Origin of the sequence: Streptomyces sp. NPDC007205, from assembly GCF_040634095.1 — a bacterium.
In the GTDB taxonomy this organism is placed as follows: domain Bacteria; phylum Actinomycetota; class Actinomycetes; order Streptomycetales; family Streptomycetaceae; genus Streptomyces.
Window position 1 is genome coordinate 124,890 of sequence record NZ_JBEYEW010000015.1, and the last position, 24,751, is coordinate 149,640.

The 24,751-nt window shown below is 68.3% G+C and carries 20 protein-coding genes and 1 pseudogene; 9 read left to right on the forward strand and 12 right to left on the reverse strand.

The features are described 5' to 3' along the window. Position 1 precedes the first annotated feature (1 nt). Entirely contained in the window at positions 2-1,363 is a 1,362-nt protein-coding gene (locus tag ABZ624_RS24585; RefSeq protein ID WP_360092773.1) for an MFS transporter, read from the forward strand. Positions 1,364-1,420: 57 nt separating this feature from the next. On the opposite strand, the pseudogene ABZ624_RS24590 reads toward ABZ624_RS24585, so the two are convergent. The 10 genes and pseudogenes from ABZ624_RS24590 to ABZ624_RS24635 form a co-directional block, all read right to left on the reverse strand. Beyond that, a pseudogene (locus tag ABZ624_RS24590) lies at positions 1,421-2,227 on the reverse strand (M4 family metallopeptidase); the annotation flags it as partial. Positions 2,228-2,442: 215 nt separating this feature from the next. Then, on the reverse strand, positions 2,443-2,751 hold the full coding sequence (locus tag ABZ624_RS24595; protein ID WP_360092776.1) for an EthD family reductase: 309 nt from the start codon (positions 2,749-2,751) through the stop codon (positions 2,443-2,445). Positions 2,752-2,775: 24 nt separating this feature from the next. Next, positions 2,776-4,431: a thiamine pyrophosphate-dependent enzyme gene (locus tag ABZ624_RS24600; RefSeq protein ID WP_360092779.1), complete on the reverse strand. Its 1,656-nt coding sequence runs from the start codon at positions 4,429-4,431 to the stop codon at positions 2,776-2,778. 19 nt (positions 4,432-4,450) lie between these two features. Beyond that, positions 4,451-5,266, reverse strand: coding sequence for an MBL fold metallo-hydrolase (locus tag ABZ624_RS24605; protein ID WP_360092782.1), 816 nt, complete (start codon positions 5,264-5,266; stop codon positions 4,451-4,453). A gap of 5 nt (positions 5,267-5,271) precedes the next feature. Then, positions 5,272-6,306 carry a sugar phosphate isomerase/epimerase family protein gene (locus ABZ624_RS24610; protein ID WP_360092785.1) on the reverse strand — a complete coding sequence of 345 codons (1,035 nt, stop codon included), beginning with the start codon at positions 6,304-6,306 and terminating at the stop codon, positions 5,272-5,274. A 19-nt stretch (positions 6,307-6,325) separates the two neighbouring features. Then, positions 6,326-7,240 (reverse strand): myo-inosose-2 dehydratase, encoded by a 915-nt coding sequence (gene iolE / locus ABZ624_RS24615; RefSeq protein WP_360092788.1) that lies wholly within the window; start codon positions 7,238-7,240, stop codon positions 6,326-6,328. Beyond that, positions 7,237-7,746 carry a hypothetical protein gene (locus tag ABZ624_RS24620; RefSeq protein WP_360092791.1) on the reverse strand — a complete coding sequence of 170 codons (510 nt, stop codon included), beginning with the start codon at positions 7,744-7,746 and terminating at the stop codon, positions 7,237-7,239. The genes iolE and ABZ624_RS24620 overlap by 4 nt, the downstream gene beginning before the upstream one ends. After that, entirely contained in the window at positions 7,743-8,849 is a 1,107-nt protein-coding gene (locus ABZ624_RS24625) for a ferritin-like protein (RefSeq protein WP_360092794.1), read from the reverse strand. Before ABZ624_RS24625 ends, ABZ624_RS24620 begins: the two co-directional genes overlap by 4 nt. Beyond that, positions 8,846-10,771, reverse strand: a complete 1,926-nt coding sequence (locus ABZ624_RS24630) for a GMC family oxidoreductase (RefSeq protein ID WP_360092797.1) — start codon at positions 10,769-10,771, stop codon at positions 8,846-8,848. Before ABZ624_RS24630 ends, ABZ624_RS24625 begins: the two co-directional genes overlap by 4 nt. Before the next feature lie 76 nt (positions 10,772-10,847). Next, positions 10,848-12,146 carry a glycoside hydrolase family 15 protein gene (locus tag ABZ624_RS24635; protein ID WP_360092949.1) on the reverse strand — a complete coding sequence of 433 codons (1,299 nt, stop codon included), beginning with the start codon at positions 12,144-12,146 and terminating at the stop codon, positions 10,848-10,850. A gap of 1,736 nt (positions 12,147-13,882) precedes the next feature. Between ABZ624_RS24635 and ABZ624_RS24640 the strand changes: the two genes are divergently transcribed. From ABZ624_RS24640 to ABZ624_RS24660, 5 genes are read left to right on the forward strand one after another with little or no spacing between them, the layout of a single operon-like run. Further along, positions 13,883-14,899: a GlxA family transcriptional regulator gene (locus ABZ624_RS24640; protein ID WP_360092800.1), complete on the forward strand. Its 1,017-nt coding sequence runs from the start codon at positions 13,883-13,885 to the stop codon at positions 14,897-14,899. Further along, complete coding sequence (locus ABZ624_RS24645; RefSeq protein WP_360092803.1) at positions 14,896-16,656, forward strand: thiamine pyrophosphate-binding protein; 1,761 nt, start codon at positions 14,896-14,898, stop codon at positions 16,654-16,656. Before ABZ624_RS24640 ends, ABZ624_RS24645 begins: the two co-directional genes overlap by 4 nt. After that, positions 16,628-17,281, forward strand: a complete 654-nt coding sequence (locus ABZ624_RS24650) for an SRPBCC family protein (protein WP_360092806.1) — start codon at positions 16,628-16,630, stop codon at positions 17,279-17,281. The genes ABZ624_RS24645 and ABZ624_RS24650 overlap by 29 nt, the downstream gene beginning before the upstream one ends. Beyond that, positions 17,278-18,297 (forward strand): 3-oxoacyl-[acyl-carrier-protein] synthase III C-terminal domain-containing protein, encoded by a 1,020-nt coding sequence (locus tag ABZ624_RS24655; protein WP_360092809.1) that lies wholly within the window; start codon positions 17,278-17,280, stop codon positions 18,295-18,297. The genes ABZ624_RS24650 and ABZ624_RS24655 overlap by 4 nt, the downstream gene beginning before the upstream one ends. Positions 18,298-18,300: 3 nt before the next feature. After that, the gene (locus ABZ624_RS24660; protein ID WP_360092812.1) at positions 18,301-19,320 is read left to right on the forward strand and encodes a histidinol-phosphate transaminase; all 1,020 of its coding nucleotides are present in this window, start codon (positions 18,301-18,303) and stop codon (positions 19,318-19,320) included. 258 nt (positions 19,321-19,578) lie between these two features. On the opposite strand, the gene ABZ624_RS24665 is transcribed toward ABZ624_RS24660, so the two are convergent. Then, positions 19,579-20,586 (reverse strand): NADP-dependent oxidoreductase, encoded by a 1,008-nt coding sequence (locus ABZ624_RS24665; protein ID WP_360092815.1) that lies wholly within the window; start codon positions 20,584-20,586, stop codon positions 19,579-19,581. A gap of 129 nt (positions 20,587-20,715) precedes the next feature. Next, complete coding sequence (locus ABZ624_RS24670) at positions 20,716-21,420, reverse strand: helix-turn-helix domain-containing protein (RefSeq protein ID WP_360092818.1); 705 nt, start codon at positions 21,418-21,420, stop codon at positions 20,716-20,718. Between the two features lie 90 nt (positions 21,421-21,510). On the opposite strand from ABZ624_RS24670, the gene ABZ624_RS24675 reads away from it, so the two are divergent. The 3 genes from ABZ624_RS24675 to ABZ624_RS24685 all read left to right on the forward strand — a co-directional run bounded on the left by ABZ624_RS24675 (position 21,511) and on the right by ABZ624_RS24685 (position 24,743). Next, the gene (locus ABZ624_RS24675) at positions 21,511-22,563 is read left to right on the forward strand and encodes an alcohol dehydrogenase catalytic domain-containing protein (RefSeq protein WP_360092821.1); all 1,053 of its coding nucleotides are present in this window, start codon (positions 21,511-21,513) and stop codon (positions 22,561-22,563) included. 168 nt (positions 22,564-22,731) lie between these two features. Further along, entirely contained in the window at positions 22,732-23,130 is a 399-nt protein-coding gene (locus ABZ624_RS24680; protein ID WP_360092824.1) for a DUF485 domain-containing protein, read from the forward strand. Continuing rightward, positions 23,127-24,743 (forward strand): cation acetate symporter, encoded by a 1,617-nt coding sequence (locus tag ABZ624_RS24685; RefSeq protein ID WP_360092827.1) that lies wholly within the window; start codon positions 23,127-23,129, stop codon positions 24,741-24,743. Before ABZ624_RS24680 ends, ABZ624_RS24685 begins: the two co-directional genes overlap by 4 nt. Positions 24,744-24,751 lie beyond the last annotated feature (8 nt).

Consider the following 24,751-nt stretch of genomic DNA (forward strand, 5'->3'; position numbering starts at 1 on the left):
CATGGCGTCTGTGCGGCGCCGCTCCGCGGATCCGGCCATGACCCCGGCCGCCCGCCGCATCATCCGCCTCAACAACGGGTTCCAGCTGTTGTTCAACCTGTTGTGGTGGATGCCCGTGTTCTACGCCTACCAGCGTGCCGCGGGTCTGTCGGACGGCCAGATCTTCGGCATCCAGAGCATCTACTACGTCGCCTTCTGCCTGTTCGAGATACCCACGGGAGCCGTCGCCGACCGCGTCGGTGCCCGCAACTGCCTGCGCGCGGGCGCGGTGGTCATGACGGCGGCGAACATCGTGCCGGTGCTGGCGCCCTCGTACACGGGCTTCCTCGTGCACTTCCTCGCGATCGCCGCCGGGCGCTCCCTGACCTCGGGCGCGGCGAGCGCCTGCCTGTACGACGGCTTGCGCGCCGAGGGAGCGGACGCCCACTACCTCAGGGCGGAGGGCACGGCGCGTGCCCTCGGGCTCGCCGCCAAGGTCGTCTGCTGGCCGCTCGTCGGACCGCTGATGTCTCTGGCCCACCAGTCCCCCTACGTGCTCAGCGCGGCGAGCGCGGCGGGCTCTCTCGGCTGCGCCCTCGCCCTGCCCCGGATCGCCGCCGGTGACACGGGCGCGGGGGCGGGCACTCGTGGGCGGCGGAGGGGGACCCTGCTGCGGGACACGGGCGCCGCCCTGCGCACCCTTCGCTCGTCACCGTGGCTGGCCCTGCTCATGGTGCAGGGCGTGGCGGTCTTCACGCTGTCGCGGATCTGCCAGGTCAATCTGTTCCAGCCGGTGCTGTTCGAGCACGGCATCGCGGAGAGCAGCCACGGCAGTGTCCTCGCGGCGATGACGGTCGCCGAGGCGGTGGCCTCCGCCCGGCCCCAGTGGCTGAGCCGGCGGCTGTCGCCCGCGGCCTGGGTGTCCCTGCTGAGCGTCGCGCTCGCCGCCGCACTCGCCGGCACCACTGTCGGCGGCCCCTGGGCCGTGGTCGGGCTGCTGTGCGCGTTCGCTGCGATCACGGGGTTCGGCTATCCGGTGCAGCGCAAGCTCGTCAACGACGCCATCCCGAAGGGGGTTCCGCGTGCCACGCTGCTGTCGGTGGAGAGCATCGTGGACCGCGGCGTGTGTGCGGTGGCCGCGGTGGCCGCGGGCGCGTATCTGGCGGCGGGCCGGCTCGACGCGCTTCTGTGGCAGTCCGCCACGGTCACCTGCGTGCTGATGCCGGTGCTCCATCTGGCGCTGCGCCGTGTGAGTCCGGCGTCGGCCGCGCGTGGGACGCGTGGAGCACACGGTGCCGACGCGGCCTCCGCCGAGGAAGTCGCACAGCCGGTGGAGGAGCCCGTTGCGCTGCCCGTCGACGAGGGCGCGGCCCCGCACCCCTGACCCGGCCCGAGGCGGCACCCGGGTGTGTCCCGGCTGCCGCCCCTGGCCTGTGGGGAATCAGCTCACGTTGACCGCGGTCCAGGCTGCCTCGACCGTCTTGTACTCGGTGCTTGAGGCACCGTAGAGGTCGGATGCCGCCTTGAGGGTGCCGGCGCGGCCGCACTTGTAGTCCGTCGTCGAAGTGAAGTACGTGGTCAGCGCCTTGTACCAGATCTGCAGCGCCTTGTCCCGGCCGATGCCGGTGACCTTGGAGCCGTCCTGAGTGGGCGAGTCGTAGCTCACGCCGTTGACCGTCTTCGCGCCAGGGACGTCAGCGGGTCGTTGTTGCCCTCGCCGTCGCCGTACGTCATGAAGAAGCAGCCGTCGTCCCAGAAGGCGTTCACGTACGAGTCGCCGTAGTGCACGCGGGAGTACGCGCCCACACCGTCGTTCTTGATGCCGCAGCGGCCGAAGGTCTTCTTGTAGAAGTCCCAGGTCTCCTGGGCCCCGTAAGCGGCGTCCGCGGCGGCGGTTGCCGCGTTCGACACCGTTCCGTCGCCCCAGGTGTCGCCGGACTGGGAGAACAGCGTGCCGGTACCGGAGGTTCCGTGGTCGAGGTTGGAAGAGCTTCTTGCCGGTGGCGGCGTCGGTGATGACGTGCAGCTGGTTCGGGGTGCCGTCGTCCTGCAGGCCCCCGACGACCGTCTCATAGGCGAGAACGGGCTTGCCGCTCACCGCCCATACGACCTTGCGCGGAGCCTGGTCCGCGGCGGTCTTCGCCGATCCCGCCGCCTTGGCCAGGCCCGGGGCCTGCTTCTCTGCCTTGGCGGCGGCGATCTGCGGCTTGAGCGACGCGAGCTTCAGCTTCTCCGTCGTCGCTCTGGTGGCGTTGACGACAAAGCGTCAATCCGGGAACGGGGTCCGAGGCGCGTGGGTGTGTCAGGCTGTTCGGCGAGCATCAGGGTGATGCTCGCCTTCAGGCACAGACCTGTTGCGTCGTCGGCCGCGCTTGAACCGGGACGGCCCGTCCGCCACGGCATGGGACATATCGGGCCGTCAGCCGCTCACTGCGAGGACGCCACGACTCGGAAGAATCGAGGTCAGACCTCCTCGACATCTACGAAGAGGAGCCGCACACCACCAGTCGCCAGCTCGAAAGCCTTGGCGACGAACGCCGATGCCTCTTCGGTCGTTACGGCCCTGCTGGCCGCGTCGTAGTCGGTGAAGTACAGGTCGAGTACGCGATAGGCCGGCGTCGCGCTGCCGTCCTCCTTCGGCCAGACCTTCGCGCTCTCGATCCGCTGGACTCCGGGGATCTTCTGCGCCAGATCGATCTGCTCGTGGTGACCGGCCTCGAAGGCCTCGGGGGATTTCGGGTTCTCGTAGATTGCAGTGATCTTAGTCGGCATCATTCTCTCCTCGCGTCGCAGGCGCTACTGCGCTTTCCACTTCGCATTGTCGGGAATCGATTTGTCCGGCACTCGGACCTGGATGATGGATGGGCTGTTCGAGTTCTTCAGAGCACTCGTCACGGCATCCCTCAGCTCTCCATACGTACCGACTTCCCACCCCCGGCAACCGAACACCTCCGACAGGAGGCTGTAATTCCACCGGTGCAGGATGCACGGTCTGTAGAACGGCTTGTCGGCATGGAAGACCGATGAATCAGCGAGCCACTGTTCCACGGCGTAGACGCCGTTGTCGATGACGAAGATGATCGGATTGAGCTTGAAGCGAGTCTGCGTCGAGAGACATTGGGCGGTCATCTGGAAACCGCCGTCACCCGTGAAGACCATGACCCTTTGGTCGGGCCGCTTCGCCAGGCAGATACCCGTCGCAGCCGCCGCGCTATAGCCTATCGATGAGTACGACGACTGAACGACGAACCCGCCCGGTCCTGGCACATCGAGCAGCAGGCTCCCGAAGTAGTTCATGCTCGCATCGGCACCGACGATAGTGTTCCTGTCGATGTACTGCTGGATGAAGTTGTAGAACCCCTGATACGTGATCACGTCGGACGGGCGCACGACCGGCGCGCTGCGTGCCGGCTTCTCCGGCATTTTCCGCACCTTGGGCGTAAGCTTTTCCGCCAGTATGCCGTCCAGCAGATGCTCCAACGCGACCTGAGACCCGAAGTAGGTTCCGAACTTGACCGCGTCGAACGACGCAAATGCGGTCTTGTCGTAGTCCGGGTCCCAACCCAACGAGTTGATGTCTGTCAGCCACACGCCGAGGGCCAGCACAAAATCAGCCGTCCTGACCAGATCCGTAACGGCTGTCGCTGATGCCTGGCCGTCGAGTACGCCGGCAAACAGCGCATCATCCTCGGACAGGACGGACTTGCTGAGGAGTTCCGTGACGAATGGGACGTTCAGTTGCTGTATCAGGCTCATGGCCTTGTCCTGCAGGCCGAGCCGGTCGATCTCCACGCCCACCCAGATGAGCGGGTTCTCGGCGCTTTCAAGCTTTGCGCAGATCTGTGCGACCGACTGCTCCAGGCTGGTCTCGTCCGACAAGGTCCTGGCCGGCTTCAGAGCGCCCCTCGGCGGCTCGCATTCCAAGTCGACCATGTCCTGGAGAAGCTCGATGTAAACCGGGCGCCGTTCGGTTATGCACTGGGTGAGTGCATAATCTATCAGCATCGGCGCAAGGTCCGGGTTGTCGACGCGTACGGTGGCGGCCGTAATATGCTCGAACGACTGCATATCCGTTTCGCGTCCGCTGATGAAGTGATGCGCGCTGAAGCCCGTCTGCTCGAAGGTGATGGTCTTCTTTATGCTCGGAGTGCCATTGATCAGCACGAGCGGAACCTTCTCGACGTAAGCGCCGGCGACAGCGTTCACGGCACACAGGGCGCCCGCGGAGTAGGTGACACAGAGGGCCCCGATGCCCTTCAGCCTCGCGTATCCGTCCGCCGCATAACCGGCGTTCACCTCGTTGACTTCTTCTATGATTTCAATGCTGCTCGGCGTGACGTAGCGGTTCAACCAGTCTATCGAGTAGTCGCCCGCGATGGAGAACAGATGCTCCAGGCCCAGTTGACGGAGCCGGTCTACCAGGTACTGTCCTACAGTGCAGGTCTCGTTCATGGGCTGAATACCTCCGCGGTCAGTAGTCGCTCGCGCCGCTGAACAGCCGGGGCATGTAAATGTCGAATATCCCCGGGCACTTGCGTTCGGGATACCGCTGGAGCATGAAATCCTTGAAGGCGTCGCCTGCCAAGCCGTTGCCGATTGCCTGCCGAGCGGCCGAGAGGTACTCGATGTTGCGGGCGACTTCATTTTTGTCGGCCGGCAGGCCGTGGCCCGGCATGAACAGATCGCAGTCCGACAGCAGCATTTCCTGGAGCACCCGGATCCAGTGGCCCATATGCGTCGTCAGGTACAGATGGGTGCCGCTGTAGATCAGGTCCTGAGCGAAATACACTCCCAGATCAGGAAGCCTGATGGTCAGGTGGAAGTCGATTTCGGTTTCTGTCACCCGGTCGAAGACGTACCTGACGCCGTCGATCGTCTCGGTGCCGGGGCTGACGGCTTGCTTGGGCACGACTATCTGGTCCGGAGCGAGGTCGCCGAGTTTCCAGTGGTCACTTCTCGAGGCTTCTCCGTGCTCTTGGATGAAGCTCATGGTCTCCGGCAGCGCGTAGATCGCGATGTCGTTGAACGCTGTCCCCAAACCGAACCAGTGGTCGGGGTGCCGGTGGGAAAGGTACAGCCTCTCGATCGGCTTGCCAAGGCTGTCCGCGTAGTCCCTGAACGCCCTTGCATAAGGGACGAGAAACTGCCCGTCGACAAGAACCAGCTGGTTCCTGGTCTCGATGATATGCGTGGCGTTCGCGATATTGCTGTACGCGAAAGACGAGACGAAGGTGTGAATACGCACATCGTCTGTCTGCTTCACGACCATGATGACGGGATCTGACACCTGGGCTAGCATTCGGGACCTTTCCGAGGCACTCGGGCGGAAGGAATGATGATCTGCTCTCGCAGTTCCTCCAATGCGGCCCGCGCGACGTCGTAGGCGCTTTCGACGTCGGGCACCGGGTCGTCCTCGCCGGGCCGCCAGAAGCGCCGGCGTGCCATGCGCATAGAGCTGACGAACGGCGGGATCGCGTTGAACACCTCGATCAGGTACGGCCCGCGGTACACCGGATCGACCTCGTTCAGGATGATGTCCCACGGGATCCAGCTGTCTTTCACCGCACCCCGGTCGGGCGCCGATATATGAACGTAGTGAAGCCGATCCTGCCGGGCGGCTTTCGCGACATTGCCCTTGAAGACCGACGGGCCCTGGCTCTCCATCACGGCTTGCGCGGTGTCGATCGTCACGCCAGCCTGCGAGTGCTCGAGGCCATCGAGGAAGTCCAGTGCCTCCGAGACCATGTTGGGTGGGGGCGTCTCCCAGCTCTTGACGGGTTCGAGGGCGAGCTTCACCTCTCGTGCCGCGGCGTACTCCGCCAGATCCTCGAAGACGGAACGCGCCGCCTGATAGCGCGACTCCATCCAGTCCTGGAGGGCGTCGCTCCATATCGGCTCACCAGCGTCCGTGACCGGAAAGACGCCGTAGGGGTAGAGGAACGGCCCTGACATGATCGAGTCGCCGCCCAGGACCCGCGTGATGTCGACGCGTGACTTGAGGTAGGACAGGGCCTGTCGGCGCTGCTCCTCGTAAGGTGAAGTCGGGTCGAAGGTCCGCGTGGTCCCGACATTGGTCGTGAACTTCACCTCCTTCAGCCCTGCCTGGTCGAATGCCTTCTTGAGGGCGACGTAGCTGTCGGTCTCGAGCTTGTGGTCGACGGTCGCGGGCTGGGAGGCGATGTGCAGGTCGAAGCCGTCGTAGCCCATGTCGGTGAGGGCCTTCAGATGGTTGATCAGGACTGCGGTGTAACGTGAGTCCTGCGGCCTCAAATCGGCCGTGAACATGAAGAAGCTGAAGAACACGTCCCGTTTGAATGTCGCGTTCATTCCCGGTGTCCTCCGTTCGCTACCAGCCCAAGATCTCGGCGAGGTAGGCGCGGGCCTTCTTGGCGTACTCCAGCGGGACGGCCTTGTTCGGGTCCTGCTCGGCTTCCACGACCAGCCACCCCCGGTAGTCGGCGTCGGCCAGCACCTCGAGGAGGGGCCGGAAGTCGATCGCGCCGTCACCGGGCACGGTGAAGACGCCGAGCTCGACGCCCTCCTGGAACGACAGGCCTTCTTCCCGCACCCGGCTCACGACCTCGGGCCGGATGCTCTTCAGATGGACGTGGCCGATGCGGTCGGCGTAGGCCTGGGCCATGTCCAGTGGATCGTCGCCGGCGAAGGCGATGTGGGCGGTGTCGAGCAGCAGGTGAACCAGGGCCGGATCGGTGGAGGCCATCAGCCGGTCGACGTCGGCCCGGGTCATGACGCCGGTACCCATGTGGTGGTGATAACTGAGCTTCATCCCGGCCGAGTTGGCGATCTTGCCGAGCTCGTCCAGACCCGACGTCAGGGCGTCCCACTGGGCGTCGGTGAAGATCGGACGGTTGGCGAACACGTCGACGGGGAGCAGGTGCGACGAAGCTCCGAACTCGGCCACGACCAGCTCGGTCCCGCCCAGCGCCTTGACATGGGCCAGCGTCTCCTCGAAGGCGGCGATCGTCTTCTGCCGCATCTTGCCGATCGTGAAGTACGTGCTCGTCCAGGGCTCGGACACCTGCAGGCCGCGGAGATCGAGGGCGGCCTTGAGCTCGGTGGCGTCCGAGGGGTACTTGTGCCCGATGCTGCAGCCCTGGAAGCCGGCGAGCGCCATCTCGCTCACGGCCTGGCCGAAGGAGATGTCGGCGTCGATGGCGGGGAAGTCGTCGTTCCACCACAGGGTGCAGCAGATGCCGAGCTTCACCTTGTCCGGGCCGAGGCGGTCAGCCAATCCTGTCATTTCGTCGCCCCTTTCAGGTAGCGGTCCTCGATCCGGGGTGGCTGAGCCCAGGAGCCGTAGCCGGGCCCCTTGGCACCCGGAGGATTGGCCCCGATGGCCCGCCACAGCAGCCCCTCCTGGTAGGAGGCGGCGGTGACCGTGGACGCTTCGCCCGCAGCTTGGGCCCCGTAGCGGTCGGTCCACTCGGGTGGCAGCGCGCACCACATCCCGGCGTACCAGAGTTTGATCACGTTGCGGGCCACCGGGCCGAGGCGCTCGTCGCTGAAGACCCGGTGGCGCAGGGCCCGGTCGAGCAGGATCCGGTCAAGGCTTCCGGCCTCACCGGCCGCGTCGGCCCGGGCCGCCCGGTGGGCGTCCAGGAGGGCGGTGACGATCTCGTCGCCGCAGGCGGCCCGTACCTTGGCCAGGTACCGGCGGGCCAGACCGGTGCCGAGCAGTTCGGTCTCCTCGAAGGCGGTGAGGTCGACCGACAGGCGGAGGAACTCCTCGAACGACGGGGCGGTCACCGGGTCACCGCCTGCGCTGTCTCACCGGCGGACCGAGAGGCCTCCGGATCGCACCCGGCCGCGGTCGGGATCTCGAAGGTAGGAGCGGCGTGCAGGCCGTCGCTGCCCGGCAGGGGGTTGCGTACCAGCCGGTTGAACCCGTCGCGCAGGCGGAACATGTCGCAGACGGCGTCCTGCAAGAGGTCTGGCTGCCCGTTGAACGCTCTGGTGAGCAGGGCGAGGAAGGCCCCGTAGTCGGCGTTGAAGTCCCGGGCGACACGGGCGAGTTCGGAATCCGCCGGGAAGTCGGCCAGCCGGGCGCTCACCTTCACCTTGTACACATCGTCCCAGCTGATGCTGAGCGGCGGCCCCGAAGGCGCGTCGGGGTCGTCGCCCACCTGGTAGTAGCGGCCGAGCTGCAGCTGCCGGAACCGGTAGTAGTGGGCCAGCTCCCCGTCCGCGTCGTAGATGCCCGAGTCGAGGCCCTCGCCCTGAGCGGCGATGAATCGGAGCGCCTGCCGGGCCGAGTCCAGATCGGAGACGACGGTCACCACCCCGCCGCCGGAGTAGTAGTACTCGGGCCCCACCTGCAGGGCCGGATTCCCGCAGAAGAGCCCGGGGTCGTCGGCCGCCACCTTCTCGAGCCCTTCGATGATCTCCGCGTAGAACTCGCCGATGCTGTAGAAGCGCATCCCCTCGACCGTCGGGCTGGAGGCCAGGAGCGGCCTCCCGGTGTCCGTTGTGCGCAGCAGCCGTGCGCCGGGGGCCTTGCCCGGCCGCTCGATCTTGCAGAACGTCTCCACCGCCTCGGGGGAGAAGGGCCGCAGGTCGACGGTGAAGTCGTCCTCCCCGTCGGGCAGGTAGGCCGGGTAGGACGGCACGAAGCCGGGGCGGGTCAGGTCGGGTTTCCCGCCGATGGCGTTCAGGACGTTGGCGACCAGGGTCAGGTGCAGCATCTCCTCCACCGCGGCCACCCTGATGATGTGGGCGGCGTCGGAGTTGGTGGTGGAGTGTATGGAGTAGTACGCGGTCAGGTAAGGAGGGATGGTCGCGTGCTCCAGCGCCATCGCCGCGTGCAGGTAGCTGATCAGGTCGTCACGCTTTTCGATGGTCGACGCGGTCACTGGGCCACCTCCTGAGGCTGGCGCCGGGTGGCGGCGTTCGAGGTGACGTCGATCGGTGCGGTCTCGGCGTCGAGCTGGGCCAGCATGGCCCGGACGCTGCGCAGGCACAGGGCGGCGACGGTGAGCGTCACGTTCGACGTGCCCACGGTGGGCATGCTTCCCCCGCCGACCAGGTAGAGGTTCTCGTGATCCCAGCACCGCTGATCCGGGTCGACCACCGAGGTCGACGGGTCGCGGCCCATCGTGTGGGTGCCGGCGAGATGGTTGCCCCCTCGGATCTCGTACCCCTCGCCGGCGTGGACGGCGTAGCCCCAGAAGTTCGGGTCGTACGCGGTGTGGTCCTCGGCGCCGAGCCGGGCGAAGATCCGCCTCGACAGCTGCCGGGCGTACGCCACCCCCCGCATCGTGTAGTCGGGGATGTCGTAGGTGAGGATGGGCCGCATGTTCCCCAGGTGGTCGGTGTAGGCCGGGTCCACGGTGATCCGGTTGCTCGGGTTGGCGGGGACCTCGACCATGAACGCCAGCTGCAGCTGGCGGGACACCCGGTCCACCAGGCCCTGGCGGAGGGACTCGCCGTAGCGGCCACCGGCGTCCACCAGGTCGATCAGGTCGGTCATCGGCGCCCCCCGCGCCCAGCCCCAGCCGTCGTTGTGGATGTCGACGCTGAATGCCGCCTGGCGGCGGCGGAAGCGGCCCCCGCGCAGGTCGGTGATGCCGCCCGTGCAGTTCGTGCCCCGGAAGGTGCCGGCCACTTCTGGCAGCAGGGCCCACGCCAGCAGGTAGGCGTGGTCCATGAAGTTCCGCCCCATCAGGCCGCTCGAGCTGCGCAGGCCGGAGGCCAGCATCAGCCGGGGGTTCTCCACCGCGTTGGCGGCCAGGATGAACAGCCGGCCCCGGGCTCTCATGGTGGTGAAGCCGGAGCTGTCGGGCCGGTCGTAGCGGCGGTATTCGATCTCGGTCACCCGGCGGGTCTGCTCGTCGACGTGCACCTTGTAGGCCACCGCCTGGGCCACCAGGTCGACCCGGCCGCTCTGGAGGGCCACGGCGAGGGTCTTGCCGGCGTGGTACTTGGCCTGCACCGGGCAGATGGGCACGCAGTTGTTGTTGCCCTGGCACCGCCCGCCGACCTCGACCTGGTACGTGCTCACCGCCCCTCGCGGCACATAGCCCTTCCCACCGTCGAAAGCCGGGTTCGGTATCCCGTTCCGCCCCTGCGGGAAGGGCCGGACCCGCAGCTCGCACCGCTCCCCGTCGAGCTCGACCGGCATCCCGTTGAGGTCCTTGGCGACCATCCGGTCCAGGTACGACAGGGGCAGCCCCTTCATGGGGAACACATAGCCCTCGTCGAAGGTGATTCCGAGGTAGGCCTGGTCCTCCACGTCGGCGGAGACGCCGATCTCGCGTTCGGCCTCGTTGTAGTACGGGGCGAGGTCCTCGTAGGTGAGTGGCCAGTCGGCCCCCTCGCCGTAGAGCGTACGCATCCGGAAGTCCTCCGGGAGCATCCGCAGCGTCTTGGCCTCCCAGTGCATGGTGGTGCCGCCGAGGACCCGCGTATAGGTGGTGTCGGTGGCGAAGGGCCCGCTCTGGACGATGTAGGCCGAGGCGTCGGGCGCGCCCGGAAGGATCCGCCGTGCGTCGGTGCCGCGGGGCATCGGGGCGTTGGCGACGACCGGGTAGGGCGACTGGTTGTCCTTGGTGGTGGCCGAGTAGAAGCGGTCGAGGTAGCTCTCGTAGCCCCTCAGGGTGAGGTCCTCGGCCGGGCCCGCTTCGAGTATCAGTACCCTCTTGCCGGCGTCGCTCAGCCGCGAGGCGATGAGGGCGCCGGCGATCCCGCCGCCGACGATGACGGCGTCGTAGAGAATCTCGGCCGCCGCCGCGGGGTCGGTGCGCTTCGCCGCCCCCTCGGGGAACTTCGCGTACATGGGGCAGTCACTCCTCCGCTGCCAGGCGCGGCCGGGACCGGTGTGGTGGTGGGGATTCGAGTCGGTCGGCCACGGGTCACACGGCCTCGGCCCGGGCCCGCATGGCGGACAGGTAGGCGGCATAGCTCCACGTCAGGTTGTGCACGCTGCGCTCGAAGCCGGTGGTGCCGTCGAACTGCTCGGAGAGCTCCAGGTTGTCGCTGTGGTAGATGACGGCCCGCACCATGGCGTCACCGGTCGCCGCCAGGGCGGCGGCGGCTGCCGCCGGGGCCGTCGACGTGTCGATGCCGGACTGGGCGAAGAAGGGTGCGGACAGGTCGTCCACGGGCACCTTGCCGCTCGCCTTGATCTCGGCGGCCAGCTTGTAGTGCAGCTCGGCGACGTTGCACGTGGAGAGGGCCCAGGGATGGCCGCCGAGCACCGGGTGCGCGGTGTCACCGTCGTAGACGTCGCCCGGGTAGCGGCCGAACAGCGGCCCGATGCCGAACGCTTCCTTGTCGGCCTTGTTGATCGGGTAGAAGGCGATGCCGCCCTCCTCCCACTGCGAGCGCAGTTGGGCCGTTGTGGCCAGCAGCTTGGTGTCGGTGACGGGAACGGCGCCGTAGACGGCCGACTGGACGATGTCGATGTTCGGGTCGTAACCGCTGACGACCGGATTCTGGGGCGATGGCTGGGCCCCGTCACCGGGGTCGGCCAGCATGCTCACGTACTTGCTCCCGTCCCAGTGGCCCGCGAGGGCCTGGCGCAGCCACTTGATGGCGGGCCGCAGCTTGGTCGGCTTGTCGATGCCGACGATGGCCGAGGCCTGGATCTCCTCGAAGCAGCGCAGCTGGACGGAGCGGGCGAAGAAGCTGTACCCGCTGTGCTCCTCCCACAGGTTCGTGGTGGGGCCCTGGTAGACGCCGAGGAGGTAGGCCACGTTCGAGTTCACCAGGTCGACCGCCCGCTTCTGGGTGCCGAGATCCAGTTGGTCGTAGGCGGCCAGGACGGTGATCGTCTGCAAGGCCGGACCGTCGTTCTGCTCGGTCCACGGCCGGGGGTCGCCGGCGATGTTGAAGCAGGCGTGACCCTTGGTCAGCGGCGGCTGGACGTTGGAGTGGCAGAGGTCGGCGAACTGCACGTAGTCGTTGAGCGTCTGCACCGTCCCGCCCGGGCGGGTGGGCATGTCGGCCTTGGCCACCTCCATGGCCGTGATGGCCCCGTCGCGCACCCAGTTGAAGACGTAGTCCTCGTCGATGCCGGGGGTGTCGGCCGGGAAGGACGGAGCGGCGATGATGCAACCCGGCTTCGAGTCCCGGGAAATGTCGCCCGGCGACTGCGGATCGCTGAAGACGAAGCCGTCACTGGCGATGTTCCGGAACATGAAGGTATACATGATCGGCACGAGCGACGGTAGATCGACCGCTTGCGCAGCAAAGGAGATATGGGCGTTCGCCCGCTCCCGGGAAGTGTCGGCTGGCCGGTTCGTGCGGGCGGGCGTGGTGGACTCGGACATTACTGAACTCCCCCGTCATCTTTCGAGCGGAACTATCGGAGCCGGTCGGCGCGCTCTGGTCGCGTGGATCGAAAGGCTTGGATTCGGGTGCGTCCATGGGTTGCCTTCACGGAGTGCGTGGGCTTCCGGCGCGAGCAAGCCGGATGGACGGCGCAAGAGGGTGCGGATTGTTCATGGGGACTTCGATGGTCGGACTGCGCGTCGGTATCGTTGCTGGAAACGTCTGGCGCGCAGATCACTGCCGGGTCACCAACGATGCGCGGGAACCATCGAGACCACCGAGTGGGCCGCGGGCGCGTTCCGGTCGACCCGGTCGGCCTGGGGCACGACCTGCCCATCGCCGCACCCTGGCGGCCGCACGGGTGCGGCAGGCCTCTCGGGAGGCACGCGCGTGGACGGCCGGCAGGATGCGCGGGCAACAGTCACGGGACTTCCCTTGGCGGGACGAGTTGCCTTGACCTGAATGAGCATCAGAACCCGTGCCTGTGTGCACCTTCCCAGGCGGCGCGCAGCCCCGCGGGACTCCGGCGGTGTCACACGCCTGCCGGGCAGGGCAGGCAAACCGATCGCCCCGGAATCGTGTTTTCGCCCTGGGGACGGGGCGAGGAGAGTGGTGCACGAAAACGCCGTCAGGCTTGCGCTGACACTCTGAACCATCTGAATCAGATGCCTGAGTCGACACCATTCCCATAACCGCGTTAATAGGGAATGCATCCCTTCGTCCCCCCGTTTTCTCAGAAAGCGCGCGATGCAGAGACATTCCGGTGGCGGATCCCATGGCAGCTTTTCACTGAACGGCACAGAGAAATTTTGAAGCAGCCTGAGACGCGACCGTTCCACGCGACGGGTATGCCACTTGACGTACCCTTATCTTTGCGTACCGCAGGCTACAGTTAGCCGGGGACGCCCCGCAAGAGGAAATTCCAATGTTACGTATGAGGTTGAGATAAACGGTTGTAGTTCACCGTTGCATAACTGTGCATCGAATCCTGATGGTGCACCGGAGCATCTCCCCCGTCCCGTTTCCCAATGACTGCGTCTGTGGCCTCGACGTTTCCCCGGCGCCAGTCAGGGCCAGGGCCAGGTGCCGGACCGCGCGATCCGCGCGGAGGGTTGAACGCCGTCTGAGCACGTGGCGCCTGTCGGCTCCGCGGGGGGGCGGCCTCCAGGGGATGGAGCATCGACCGGGACCGCCCCCGCCGGCTCACGCGTCAGCGGGCCGAACTCCGTGCGCCGGCCATCGGCTTACCCAACAGCGCCCCTGGGCCGGTGCGTCGAGGACCGCACCGACCGTCCCGCCTCTTCAGCCTGCGTCGCCCTGTCGCCCCACAGGTGCGAAAGGGCCTCCGCAACGACCCGGATCCTTAGCGTTCTTCATGCCATGCACCCGACCGCACCGAACCGTCCCGACGGGACCTGATGGACGCCGCCTGAGCCTGTGGCCATTCGATCAACCAACACCAGCCGTCCTGTGAGCTGTCTCACCCCTCGCTGCCTGCTCCGCGCGCGAACTGCCTGACCAGCGCCCTTCCTGACCGCCCTGGAGCCGCACGCTGGCCGGATACGTCAGTAATCTGTCATTGCAGCCAGTGCGACATCCGATACAGGCTGTGACCGTGTTGGAGCGACGTGTTGTTGTGGTGGTGTACGCGGGCGCAATGGCCCTGGACATCACCGGACCGATTGAAGTGTTCGATACCGCGAATCGGCTCCTGGGTCCCTCGGGCACCCCCTACCGGACCGACTTCGTCTCCGCCGACGCGCCACTGGTGCGCATGAGTTCGGGGGTGGTGGTGGAGGCCTCACCGCTGGAGGCAGGGCAGGGCCCGATCGACACGCTCCTCGTGCCGGGCGGATGGAGTCTCGACAACGCGCTCAGGGACCGGGCGCTCGTGTCCTGGATCGGCAGGGCAGCGACCCGGTCGCGCAGAGTCGCCTCCGTATGCGGCGGATCCTTTCTGCTGGCCGAGGCAGGGCTCCTCGACGGCAGACGCGCCACCACGCACTGGGCGTACAGCGAGGCGATGGCGTGCCGCTATCCGGATGTGACGGTGGACGCCGAGCCGATCTTCGTCTGGGACGGCCCCTTCGTGACCTCCGCGGGCGTGTCGACGGGCATCGACATGGCGCTCGCTCTGGTGGAGGCCGATCACGGATCGGCGCTCGCGCTGGAGACGGCACGGTTTCTGGTGCTGTTCCTCAAGCGGCACGGAGGACAGTCCCAGTACAGCGCCGTCCTCGACGCCCAGTTGGCCGACCATCCGCCGATCCGCGCGGCGCAGGAGTGGATTCTTGACCACCTGGAAAACCCGCTGCCCGTGGCCGAGATCGCGCGGCAGGCCAACATGAGTCAGCGCAACTTCGCCCGGGTCTTCCGGCGTGAGGTGGGCACGACACCCGGCCAGTACGTCGAGCGGACGCGCATCGCCCGCGCACGCGAACTGCTGGAAACCACGGACCTGTCGATCAGCCAGATAGCCGGCCGCTGCGGATTCGGCGCCACCGAGACGTTCTTCCGCTCCTTCGGACGAACCCTGGGACTCACCCCCAAGGAATACCGGCACCGCTTTCAGGTGATCTCGCCGTCCGGCCTCATCGACCAGCACCACGAGAGGGAAGGCAGCCCCGCATGACCACCACGACCTCGGAGTTACGCGAGACGGAAACCGTACGCCTGGCCGACCATCTCGCCGCGGAACTCGCCCGGGCCGGCGTCAGCCACATGTTCGGCGTCGGCGGCGCGAACATCGAGGACCTGTATGACGCGGTGCACCGCGGCGGCGCCGTCCGCTGCGTCGTCGCCAAACACGAGTTCTCCGCCGTCACCATGGCCGACGGATACGCACGGACCACCAGGCGCCTCGGAGTTGTCGCCGCCACCTCCGGCGGTGGGGCGATGAACCTCGTACCGGGTCTGGCGGAAGCGTACGCCTCCCGGGTGCCCGTGCTGGCCCTGGTGGGCCAGCCGCCGACCGGCCAGGAAGGGCACGGGGCGTTCCAGGACTCCAGCGGCAAGGCGGGCTCCTTCGACGCCCGGGAGGTCTTCGCACCCGTCTCCCGGTTCTGCGCCCGGGTGGATGACGCGGACTCGCTCACGGAGTTGCTGCCCCGGGCCGTCGCGGCGGCACAGTCCGATCCGCGCGGGCCGGCCGTGCTGTTGCTGCCCAAGGACGTGCAGCAGGCGCGGATCCAGGTGCCCGCCCGCGACGCGGCCCCGGCACCGGGCGGCCCCGCGACGGCATCCGCGGCGCGGCTCGACACAACTGCCGTCAGCACCGTGTCGGACGCCCTTCGCCGGGCCGGTGACGTCCTCGTCATCGCCGGTGAGGAGGTCGCCGCCGCCGACGCGCGTGGGGATCTGGCCGAACTGGCCCGGCGCCTCGGGGCGTGGGTGGCGGTCACCCCGGACGCCAAGGACGTCTTCGACAACCGTGACCCCCGGTTCGCAGGCGTGGCCGGGGTGATGGGCCACGCCAACGTGGAGGACTGTCTGCGCCGGGCAGACCTGTGCCTGCTGGTCGGCACCCGGCTGCCGCTCCTGGCCCGCGGCGGCCTCGACCGGGCCCTGGCCGACACCGACGTGGTCTGCCTCGGCCCGGAAACGCCGTTCGTGCCAGGCACCGCACTGGGCGGGAACCTGCGGGACGCGCTGCGCGCGGTGACCGCCCGGCTGCCGTCACACCCACGTCCCTGCCCGCCGCACGCCGGCCCCGTTCCCGCACCCATGCCGGGTCCGCTCCTGCGAGCCGGGGAGCGAACCGTCCCCCACGCCCAGGCGGTCGCCGCGGTGGAGGCGGCGCTTCCCCAGGACGCGCACGTCTTCGTGGACGCCGGCAACGCGGGGGCCAGCGCGGTCCATCTCCTTCCGGCGCCGCGCCACGGCCGCTTCGTGGTGGCGGTCGGCATGGGCGGCATGGGCTACACCTTCGGCGCCGGCATCGGCGCCGCGCTCGCCACGGGCCGGCGTACCTACGTCCTCGCCGGGGACGGGGCCTTCTTCATGCACGGGATGGAAGTGCACACCGCTGTGGAGTACGACGCGCCCGTGACGTTCGTGATCTTCAACAACAACGCCCACGCCATGTGCGCGATGCGGGAGGAGTTCCTCCAGGGCGGCGTCCGCAGCGACGACCTGTTCGCCCGGACCGACCTCGCCGCCGGAGTGACCGCCGCCTTCCCCTCCCTCGATGCCACGGGAGCCGCCGACGCGGCGCACCTGCGCACAGCACTGCTGCGCAGCAACGCGGGCGACGGCCCGGCGTTCGTCGCAGTGGACTGTGACCCACGGGAGATCCCCCCGTTCCTTCCCTTCCAGTCCTTCACCGACATCACCAACAACACCCAGAACAAGGAGAGTTCAGATGAGCGAGGAGTCGTCCACGTTGGCTGACATCCCCGGTCTGGTCCGGATCGAGAACGCCGGCAAGGAGGAACTGACCGCCCACTGCATGGAGCTCACCCACGCGGTCTACCCCCACCATCAGGTCTACGGGCAGTACTGCACCATCCACGAGTACGTCGACTGCCCCCCGGAGCAGGCCTACGACTATCTGCGCCAGGGGCACCACCTGGAGGAGTGGACCTGCAGCCTGCGGGACTTCGCGCCCACCGGCACCCCGGGGCTGTGGGTCGGTCACGACCGGCTCGAGGACGACACCAGGATCTACTGCAAGGTGCTCGCTAACCCCGAGGCCATGACCGTGGACTACCACTGCTCCTGGGACCAGGGCGAGAAGCTGTGGATGATCTACCTGATGCGGGTCGTACCGGCCCCGCTGGTGCTGGACAAGCCGGGTTCGGTGATCACCTGGACCAACTGCCGGCACCCCTACTACGACGACAACCCGCGCCCCGACCTGGCTCCCCGCCCGGACCGGCCCTGGGTGGGCGACTACTGGGATCTCTTCTACGCGGGCCACACCGTGGAGATGCGCAACCTCAAGGCCATCCTGGAGCACCGGCACCGGAACGGCCTGCCGGTCGGTTCGGCTCCGGCGAGGGCGGTGGCGCGGTGACCACGGTCAGCCTCACCGACGTCGCGAGCTACCTGCCCGGCGAGCCGGTCCCCGCGGAGTTCTACACGGACTTCCCCGGAGCCGAGGACAAGCTCCGCAACCACCCCATGTTCAGGGTCCCGCCGTTACGGCATCACGTGGCCAGGGGCGAGACCAACGCGGACCTGGTCGAGCGCGCCGTACAGCCCCTGATCGAACGGCACGGCCGGGCGGAGATCCGAGGTGTCGACGTGCTCTTGGTGCACAGCCAGTTGCCGGACCTGCCGTTCGTGGGCGCCGGAACCGAGGTGGCGCGTCGACTGGGCCTGAACCCGGAGTGGCTCGTCGACGTGGCCAACGCGGGCTGCGCGTCCTTCGTGTACATGGTGAAGCTGGCCCGGCAGATCCTCACCTCCACCGACGCGAAGACGGCGCTGATCTGCAACGCGCAGAGCGCCGCGGGGCAGTGCTTCACCCAGTCCGAGGTGCGCAAACTCGCCCAGGCGGCGATCCCGGGCGACGGCTGTGGTGTGGGGTACGTGACGACGTCGGCGAAGTCGCCGGTCCTCGACGTGGAGACCCGGCACATCGGCGAGTACGCCGGTGACATGACCGTGGCGCTCGACGACGGTCGCAAGTACTGGGAGCCGGGAGAGTCCCAGCTGCGGATCGGGTTCACCGACGCGAGCGTCGCCAAGGTCCTGGCACGCGGGAACCGCCTCGTCCCCGAGGTGGTCACGGACCTGTGCCGGCGACTCGGCGTGGCGAGCACCGACATCGACGTACTCATCACCAACCAGCCCAACCGCACCTTCCTGCGGAACTGGCGAGAGGCGCTGCAACTGCCGGCCGAGCGCCACCTGAACACCTTCGACGACTACGGGAACCTGTTCGGAGCGGCGATCCCGGTCACCCTGGACCGCGCGATCAGCTCCGGGCAGGTGGAGGACGGTGATCTGATGGTGCTCGGGGGATTCGCCCACGCGGGCGACTTCGCCGGTGCCGTCGCCGTTCGCTGGCACGGCGGACGGGACTGAGCCATGGACATCCCCGTGCTGCACCGACTTGCCCTGAACGAGAGCCCGTATCCCCCGTTGCCCTCGGTGCGCGAGGCGATGCACCGGGCCGTCGCACAGGCCCACCGCTATCCACAGTTCCACCCCGACGACCTGACCGAGCGGATCGCGGCGTGGTGCCAGGTGACCCCCGACCGCGTCGCGGTCGGCAGCGGATCGGTCGGCGTGGCCCTGCAGCTGCTCCGGGCAGTGGTCCGGCCCGGCGACACAGTGGCCTACGCCTGGCGCACGTTCGACGCCTATCCCCTCCTGGCCACCATGGTCGGCGCTCAACCTGTCCCCGTCCCCCTGACGCCGGAGGGACACCAGGATCTGGGCGCCCTGCTCGCGGCGCTCGACCACCGCACCCGCGTCGTGGTGCTGTGCAATCCCCACAATCCCACCGGAAGCCTCGTCACCGCCGACGCACTGTCGGCATTCCTGCGTCAGGTCCCCCGACACGTCACCGTGCTCCTCGACGAGGCGTACGTGGAGTTCGCCCGCCACACCGACCTGCCGGGCACACCCGCGCTCCTGGACGCACACCCCAACCTGCTGGTCCTGCGCACCTTCTCCAAGGCCTACGGCCTCGCCGCCCTGCGCGTCGGCTACGGACTCGGCGCCCCCGGTCTGGTGGAGCGGATCCGTCGGCAGCAGCTGCCCTTCGGGATCAACGCGGTGGCAACGGCGGCGGTGAAGGCATCACTGCGGGCCGAAAGCGAGCTGCGCCTGCGCGTGGACACCGTCGTCGCCGAACGCGAACGGCTCCGGCGTGAACTCGTGTCCCTCGGCTGGCGCGTTGGCCCCAGCCACGCCAATTCCGTCTGGCTCGCCACGCCCGATCCGGTCGATGAGGGCGCCGCAGCACTCACCGAAGCCGGCGTCACGGCGCGCCACTACCCCGGCGAAGGACTCCGGCTCACCGTCGGCGACCGGAATGCCAACGACACGGTGCTGACCGCGCTGGCGGAACTGCCCGCGCACGAGGGTGCGTCGCGGATGTGAACGTGTCGGTGGGACGCCGACGGCGAGGTCATGAGCGGAGCCGAACGACGTGGAGGTCGCCCGTACCCCGGCCAACAGCTCCGGCTCGACCGGACCGAGGCAGGCCCGGGCAGGACCGAGCCCGTCGGCTGCGGAGGTTCCACCTGTCGCCGTTGCCCCGAGCGCCGGCCCGGCGGTCGGGGCTCGGCGGTCGGGGCTCGGCGGTGCCCCGAGCGGATCAACGAGGCGCGCGCGTGCGGCGGCCCCTCGCGACGGCGGTCACGCCAGCTCCAGGACGAGCTTGCCGACGTTCTGCCCGCGGAAGAGCATCTGCAACGTCTCGGGGAAGTCGTCCACGCTCCCCCGCACCACATGTTCCTTGACCTTGATGCGGCCGGCACCGATCCAGGCGGAGATCTCCTGCGCTGCCTGCGCGTAGCGCTTGGCATAGTCGAAGACGACGAAGCCTTCCATGCGGGCGCGGCGCACCAGCAGCGAGAGGTAGTTGGAGGGGCCCTTGACCGGTGTGGCGTTGTTGTACTGGCTGATCGCACCGCAGATCACGACGCGGGCGTGCATCGCCAGCCGCGTCAGGGCGGCGTCGAGGATGTCCCCTCCCACGTTATCGAAGTAGACGTCGATGCCGTCGGGGGCGTGGCGGCGCAGCGCTTTCCTGACGTCTTCGGTGCGGTAGTCGATCGCCGCGTCGAATCCCAGTTCGTCGGTGAGCATGGCGCACTTCTCCGGCCCTCCGGCGATGCCCACGACCCGGCAGCCCCTGGCCTTCGCGATCTGTCCCGCGATGGTGCCGACCGCTCCCGCCGCCCCTGACACCACGACGGTCTCGCCGTCCTTCAGTGCCCCGACGTCCAGCAGGCCGAAGTAGGCGGTCATGCCGGGCATGCCCAGCGCGCCGAGATACGTCGAGGGCGGGGCGAGGGAGGTGTCGATCTTCATGGCGCCGCTGCCGTCAGAGACCACGTACTCCTGGACGCCGAACAGGCCGACCACATGATCGCCCGGCTGGAAGTCGGGGTGGTTGGATGCGGTGACCTCGATGACCGATCCGGCGCGCATCACCTCGCCGATGCCGACCGGGGGCAGGTAGGAAGGGCGGTCGTCCAGCCAGCCCCGCATGGCCGGGTCCAGGGAGATGACGCGCGTCCGGCCGGCGAAATGGCCGGGGCCCGGCTCTTCGACGGGCCCGGAGCAGTGCTCCCAGTCCTCGGGCTTCACTTCGCCCACGGGGCGGGCTGCCAGACGGATCTGTCGGTTGGTCACGGACATCGCGCCTCCTGTGGTTCAGGTCATTCAGGGCTTTGCGCAGGGTACCGACCAGTAGGTATGTCGAGCTGTGTGATGTTCACCACGAGCCGCACCCGGTGCCGTCCACCCCAGTCTGCACGGCCGGACCGGTCAGCGCGTCGAGACATTCCGCTCGAACCGGCCCTTGCGGCTTCGGTCCTGCAGCAGTCGCGCGGTCTGTGCGGACACCGGCGCGGCCAGCAGCGCCGTGACCAGGTCGACCAGTCGGCTGGTGAACAACCGGTCGTCCCTGCGGGGGCGTCCGGCGGCCCGGGCGGCGAGTTCGGCGTGGCAGAACCGCATGGCGGTGAAGCGGGTATGGAACACCGCGGTGGACTCGGGAGCCAGCAGCGGCTCCACCAGGCGCCGCCAGGGGTAGATGCTCGACCCCTCCGTGACGACGGCCTCGACCAGGGGTTCGGGGCGGTTGAGCAGTTCGGCCACGATCTGCAGGAACTCGCGGCCGCCGTCGGGATCGGCGAGTTTCGCGGCGGCCGGCAGCACCAGTGCGGCGGCGAGAGAGCGGAGATCCGCGGCGCCGCTGTCCTCGTACTGCTGCAACAGCACCTCCCGGCGGGCGTCCACCGCGGGGAGGTGCTTGTCGAGTACGGCGCGCAGCAGACCCGCCCGGTCGCCGAAGTGGTACTGCAGGGCCATCGCGTTGCGCTGGCCGGCGGCACGCTTGATCTCGTTGAGCGACGCACCGTCGACGCCCTTCGCCGCGAACAACCGCTCGGCGGCTCGGAGGAGGGTGGCGCGCGTGTCACCCGCCTTCCGGCTCCGAGGCGACGTGGCCTGGGTCTCGTGTGCTGTCACGGATGTCCATGCTAGCGTCGCCGCGCCGAAGTAATACGCGTGCATTAATAGCTGATAAAGGCGCCTTGACGCGCTGCGGGAGTCAATCCAGTGAAGGCACTGACCTACCACGGCCCCCACGACATCCGCTTCGAGGATGTCCCCGACCCGGCCGTCACCAGCCCCACCGACGCGGTCATCCAGGTCACCACGGCCGGCATCTGCGGCAGCGACCTGCATATCTACGGCGGCAACGGGTTCAGCCCGGAGACCGGTTACACCCCGGGACACGAGTGCGTCGGCGTGGTCCTCGACACCGGCGACCGGGTCACCCGCTTCAAGCCGGGCGACCGCGTCCTGGTTCCCGCCTCGGTCGGCTGCACGCTGTGCGGAACCTGCGCGAAGGGACTCACCGCCAGGTGCGAGCGAGCCCATGCGCCGACGGACCTCTGTTACGGCGTGAGCCCGCACCTTCCGGGAAGTCAGGCCCAGTTCCTGGCCGTCCCCCATGCCGATGTCAACCTCGTCCACCTGCCCGAAGGCATCTCGGACGAGGCCGCCATCGTCCTGACGGACAACGCCCCGACGGCCTGGTACGGCTGCCGCCGAGCCCGCATTCAGCCCGGCGAAACCGTTCTTGTCATCGGCCTGGGCCCGGTCGGCCTCATGGCCGCGCAGTCTGCCTTCATGATGGGTGCAGCCCGCGTGCTGGGCGTGGACCTGGTCGCGGAGCGCCGGGCCTTCGCCGAAACCCTGGGCGTCGAGCCCGTCGAAGGTGAGGACGCGCGAACGGCCGTACGGGAGATGACGGCAGGGCGCGGACCGGACGCCGTGGTGGAGGCCGTGGGCTCGGACGCCACCATCGGGCTGGCCCTCAAAGCCGTCCGGCAGGCAGGACGGGTCAGCGTCATCGGTGTCAGCCAGAGCAAGGCCTTTCCCTTCCACATGGGACTGGCCCAGATCAAGGAGCTGGAGTTCGCCATCGGGCTGTGCTCGATCCATTACGAACTCCCCGCCCTGATCCCCCTCACCCAGGCCGGCCGGATCACGCCGGAGGCCGTGGTCTCCCACCACTTCGCCCTCTCCGACGGCCCCGCGGCCTACGAACTGTTCAACAGCCGCACCGCCGGTGTCCGCAAGATCCTTCTCGACCCCTCCCGTTGATCCGCCGCCGTCGGCCGATCTCCGCCCGGCGGAACCGCATCGTCCCTGAAACGTGACCCACAGCAGACTGACAGGCATCCCAACCAGTCGGTATGGTGCGCCGGCCCGACGTATTCCTCCCCCGTTGACCTCCACGGATCCGAGCCGTGATGGAAGGCAGGCCAGGCCATGACATATGCCGACGAGAACCGGTACCCGCCGTCAGGACCCGACTGGTACGGGCAAGCCACATGGGACGAGCCGTATGCGCACCAGGCTCATCCTCACGATGACGGCCTGACCGCCCTCCGCTCGGCCTACCGCCTGCTCCGCCGGATCTCCACACTGACCGCGCTCGGCTCCTTCGTGGTGTACGTGGTGCTGTCCTGCTGGGCGCCGGGCCTGATGGGGTCCAGGATCGCCGGAGAGCTGAGCCTGGGAATGGCCCTGGGAGTCCTCCAACTCGTGGTCACCTTCGCGGCGGTCTTCTGGTACGGACGCAGCGCACAACGCACGGTGGATCCGCTGGCCCGCGCCGTCAGGGAACGGGCGGTCCCCACGGACCGGAACACGGGAGTGGCGAGATGAACGACTTCGGTTCCGGGACGCGGACCACCGTCCTCATCCTGTTCACCGCCCTGGGCACGCTCACACTGCTGATGTGCGTGATGGCGGGACCGGACCGCGACGACCTGACGGACTTCTACACCGGGTACCGCTCGCTCACCCCGCTCAAGAACGGCCTTGCCATCGCGGGTGACTACATCTCCGCGGCCACGGTGCTGAGCACCACCGGCATCGTCGCGCTCGCCGGATACGACGGCTACGTCCTCGCGGTCAGCACGGCCTTGTCCCTGGTGCTGCTGATGTTCCTGCTCGCCGAACCCCTGCGCAACACCGGCAGGTTCACCATGGGCGACGTCCTGGCCCGCAACATGCCCGGGCGGGCGGTGCGTGTCGCCGCCTGCGTGGTGACGCTTGCGGCGACCCTGCCCTTCCTCGTCGTCCAGCTCTCCGGGGCCGGGTCGCTGCTCACCTTCATCCTGGACCTGCCGCACGTGACCGGTGCCAGGACGGCGTGCATCGTCATCGTAGGCAGCCTGATGATCATCTACGCGGCGCTCGGCGGCATGAGAGGCACCGCGCTCATTCAGATGATCAAGATCGTGCTCCTGCTCGGCACCAGCGCCGTCGTCGCCGTCCTGGTCCTGAACCGCTTCGCCTGGAGCCCGGACGACCTGCTCAGGGCCGCCCAGCACGGCAGCGGCGCGGGCCCCGCCTTCCTCCAGCAGGGCCTTCAACTGGGCACCTCGGCCGCTGAGCGGCTGGACTTCATCGGTCTCCAGATCACCGTGGTCCTCGGTGTGGCCTGCCTGCCCCACATCACGATGCGCCTGTACTCCGCGCAGGACGTGCCGGCGGTGCGTCGCTCCATGTCGTGGGCGGTGGGCACGGTCACCACGTTCTGCCTGCTCGTGATCATCATGGGAACGGGCGCGGCGGCGCTGGTGGGATCGCGGTACGTCACCGCGGCCGACCCGCAGGGCAGGACGTCGGTACTCATGCTGTCGCAGGTGCTCGGTGGGGCACCCGGCTCCGTGGGCACGACGATTCTCTACTCGGCCGTGGCGGGCATGGTCTTCATCACCTTGCTGTCGTCGGTCGCGGGGATGACCCTGGCCGCGGCCTCGTCGCTCGCCCACGACGTGTTCGCCCATGCGGCGCGGCGGGGGCTCGCGCAGCCGCGTACGGAGATGACGGTGGCGGGGTGGACGAGCGTGGCCGTGGGAACCGTTGCCGTCGGGCTCTCCGTCCTGGTCCAGAACTGGAACGTCGGGGTGCTGACCACGCTGGCCATCTGCATAGGGGCTTCGGCAGTGGCACCCGCGCTCACCTACTCCCTGTTCTGGCGCGGATTCACGCGCACCGGCCTGCTCGCCACCCTCTACGGCGGAGCGGCCTGCGCGCTGCTGCTGATGGTCTTCTCCAGGGCCGTGTCGGGCACACCTTCCGCCGTCTTCCCGAACGCCGACTTCGACCTGTTCCCCATGCAGTCCACCGGACTGGTGTCCGTCCCGTTCGGCTATCTGGCGGGCTGGCTGGGCAGCCGTCTCGATCACCGGCGCCGCGCCGCCGCCGGCCGGGAGCACCGACGGCTGTACGAGGAGAGCGAGGCGCGCCTGCTCGCCGCAGCCGAATGACCGCGGCG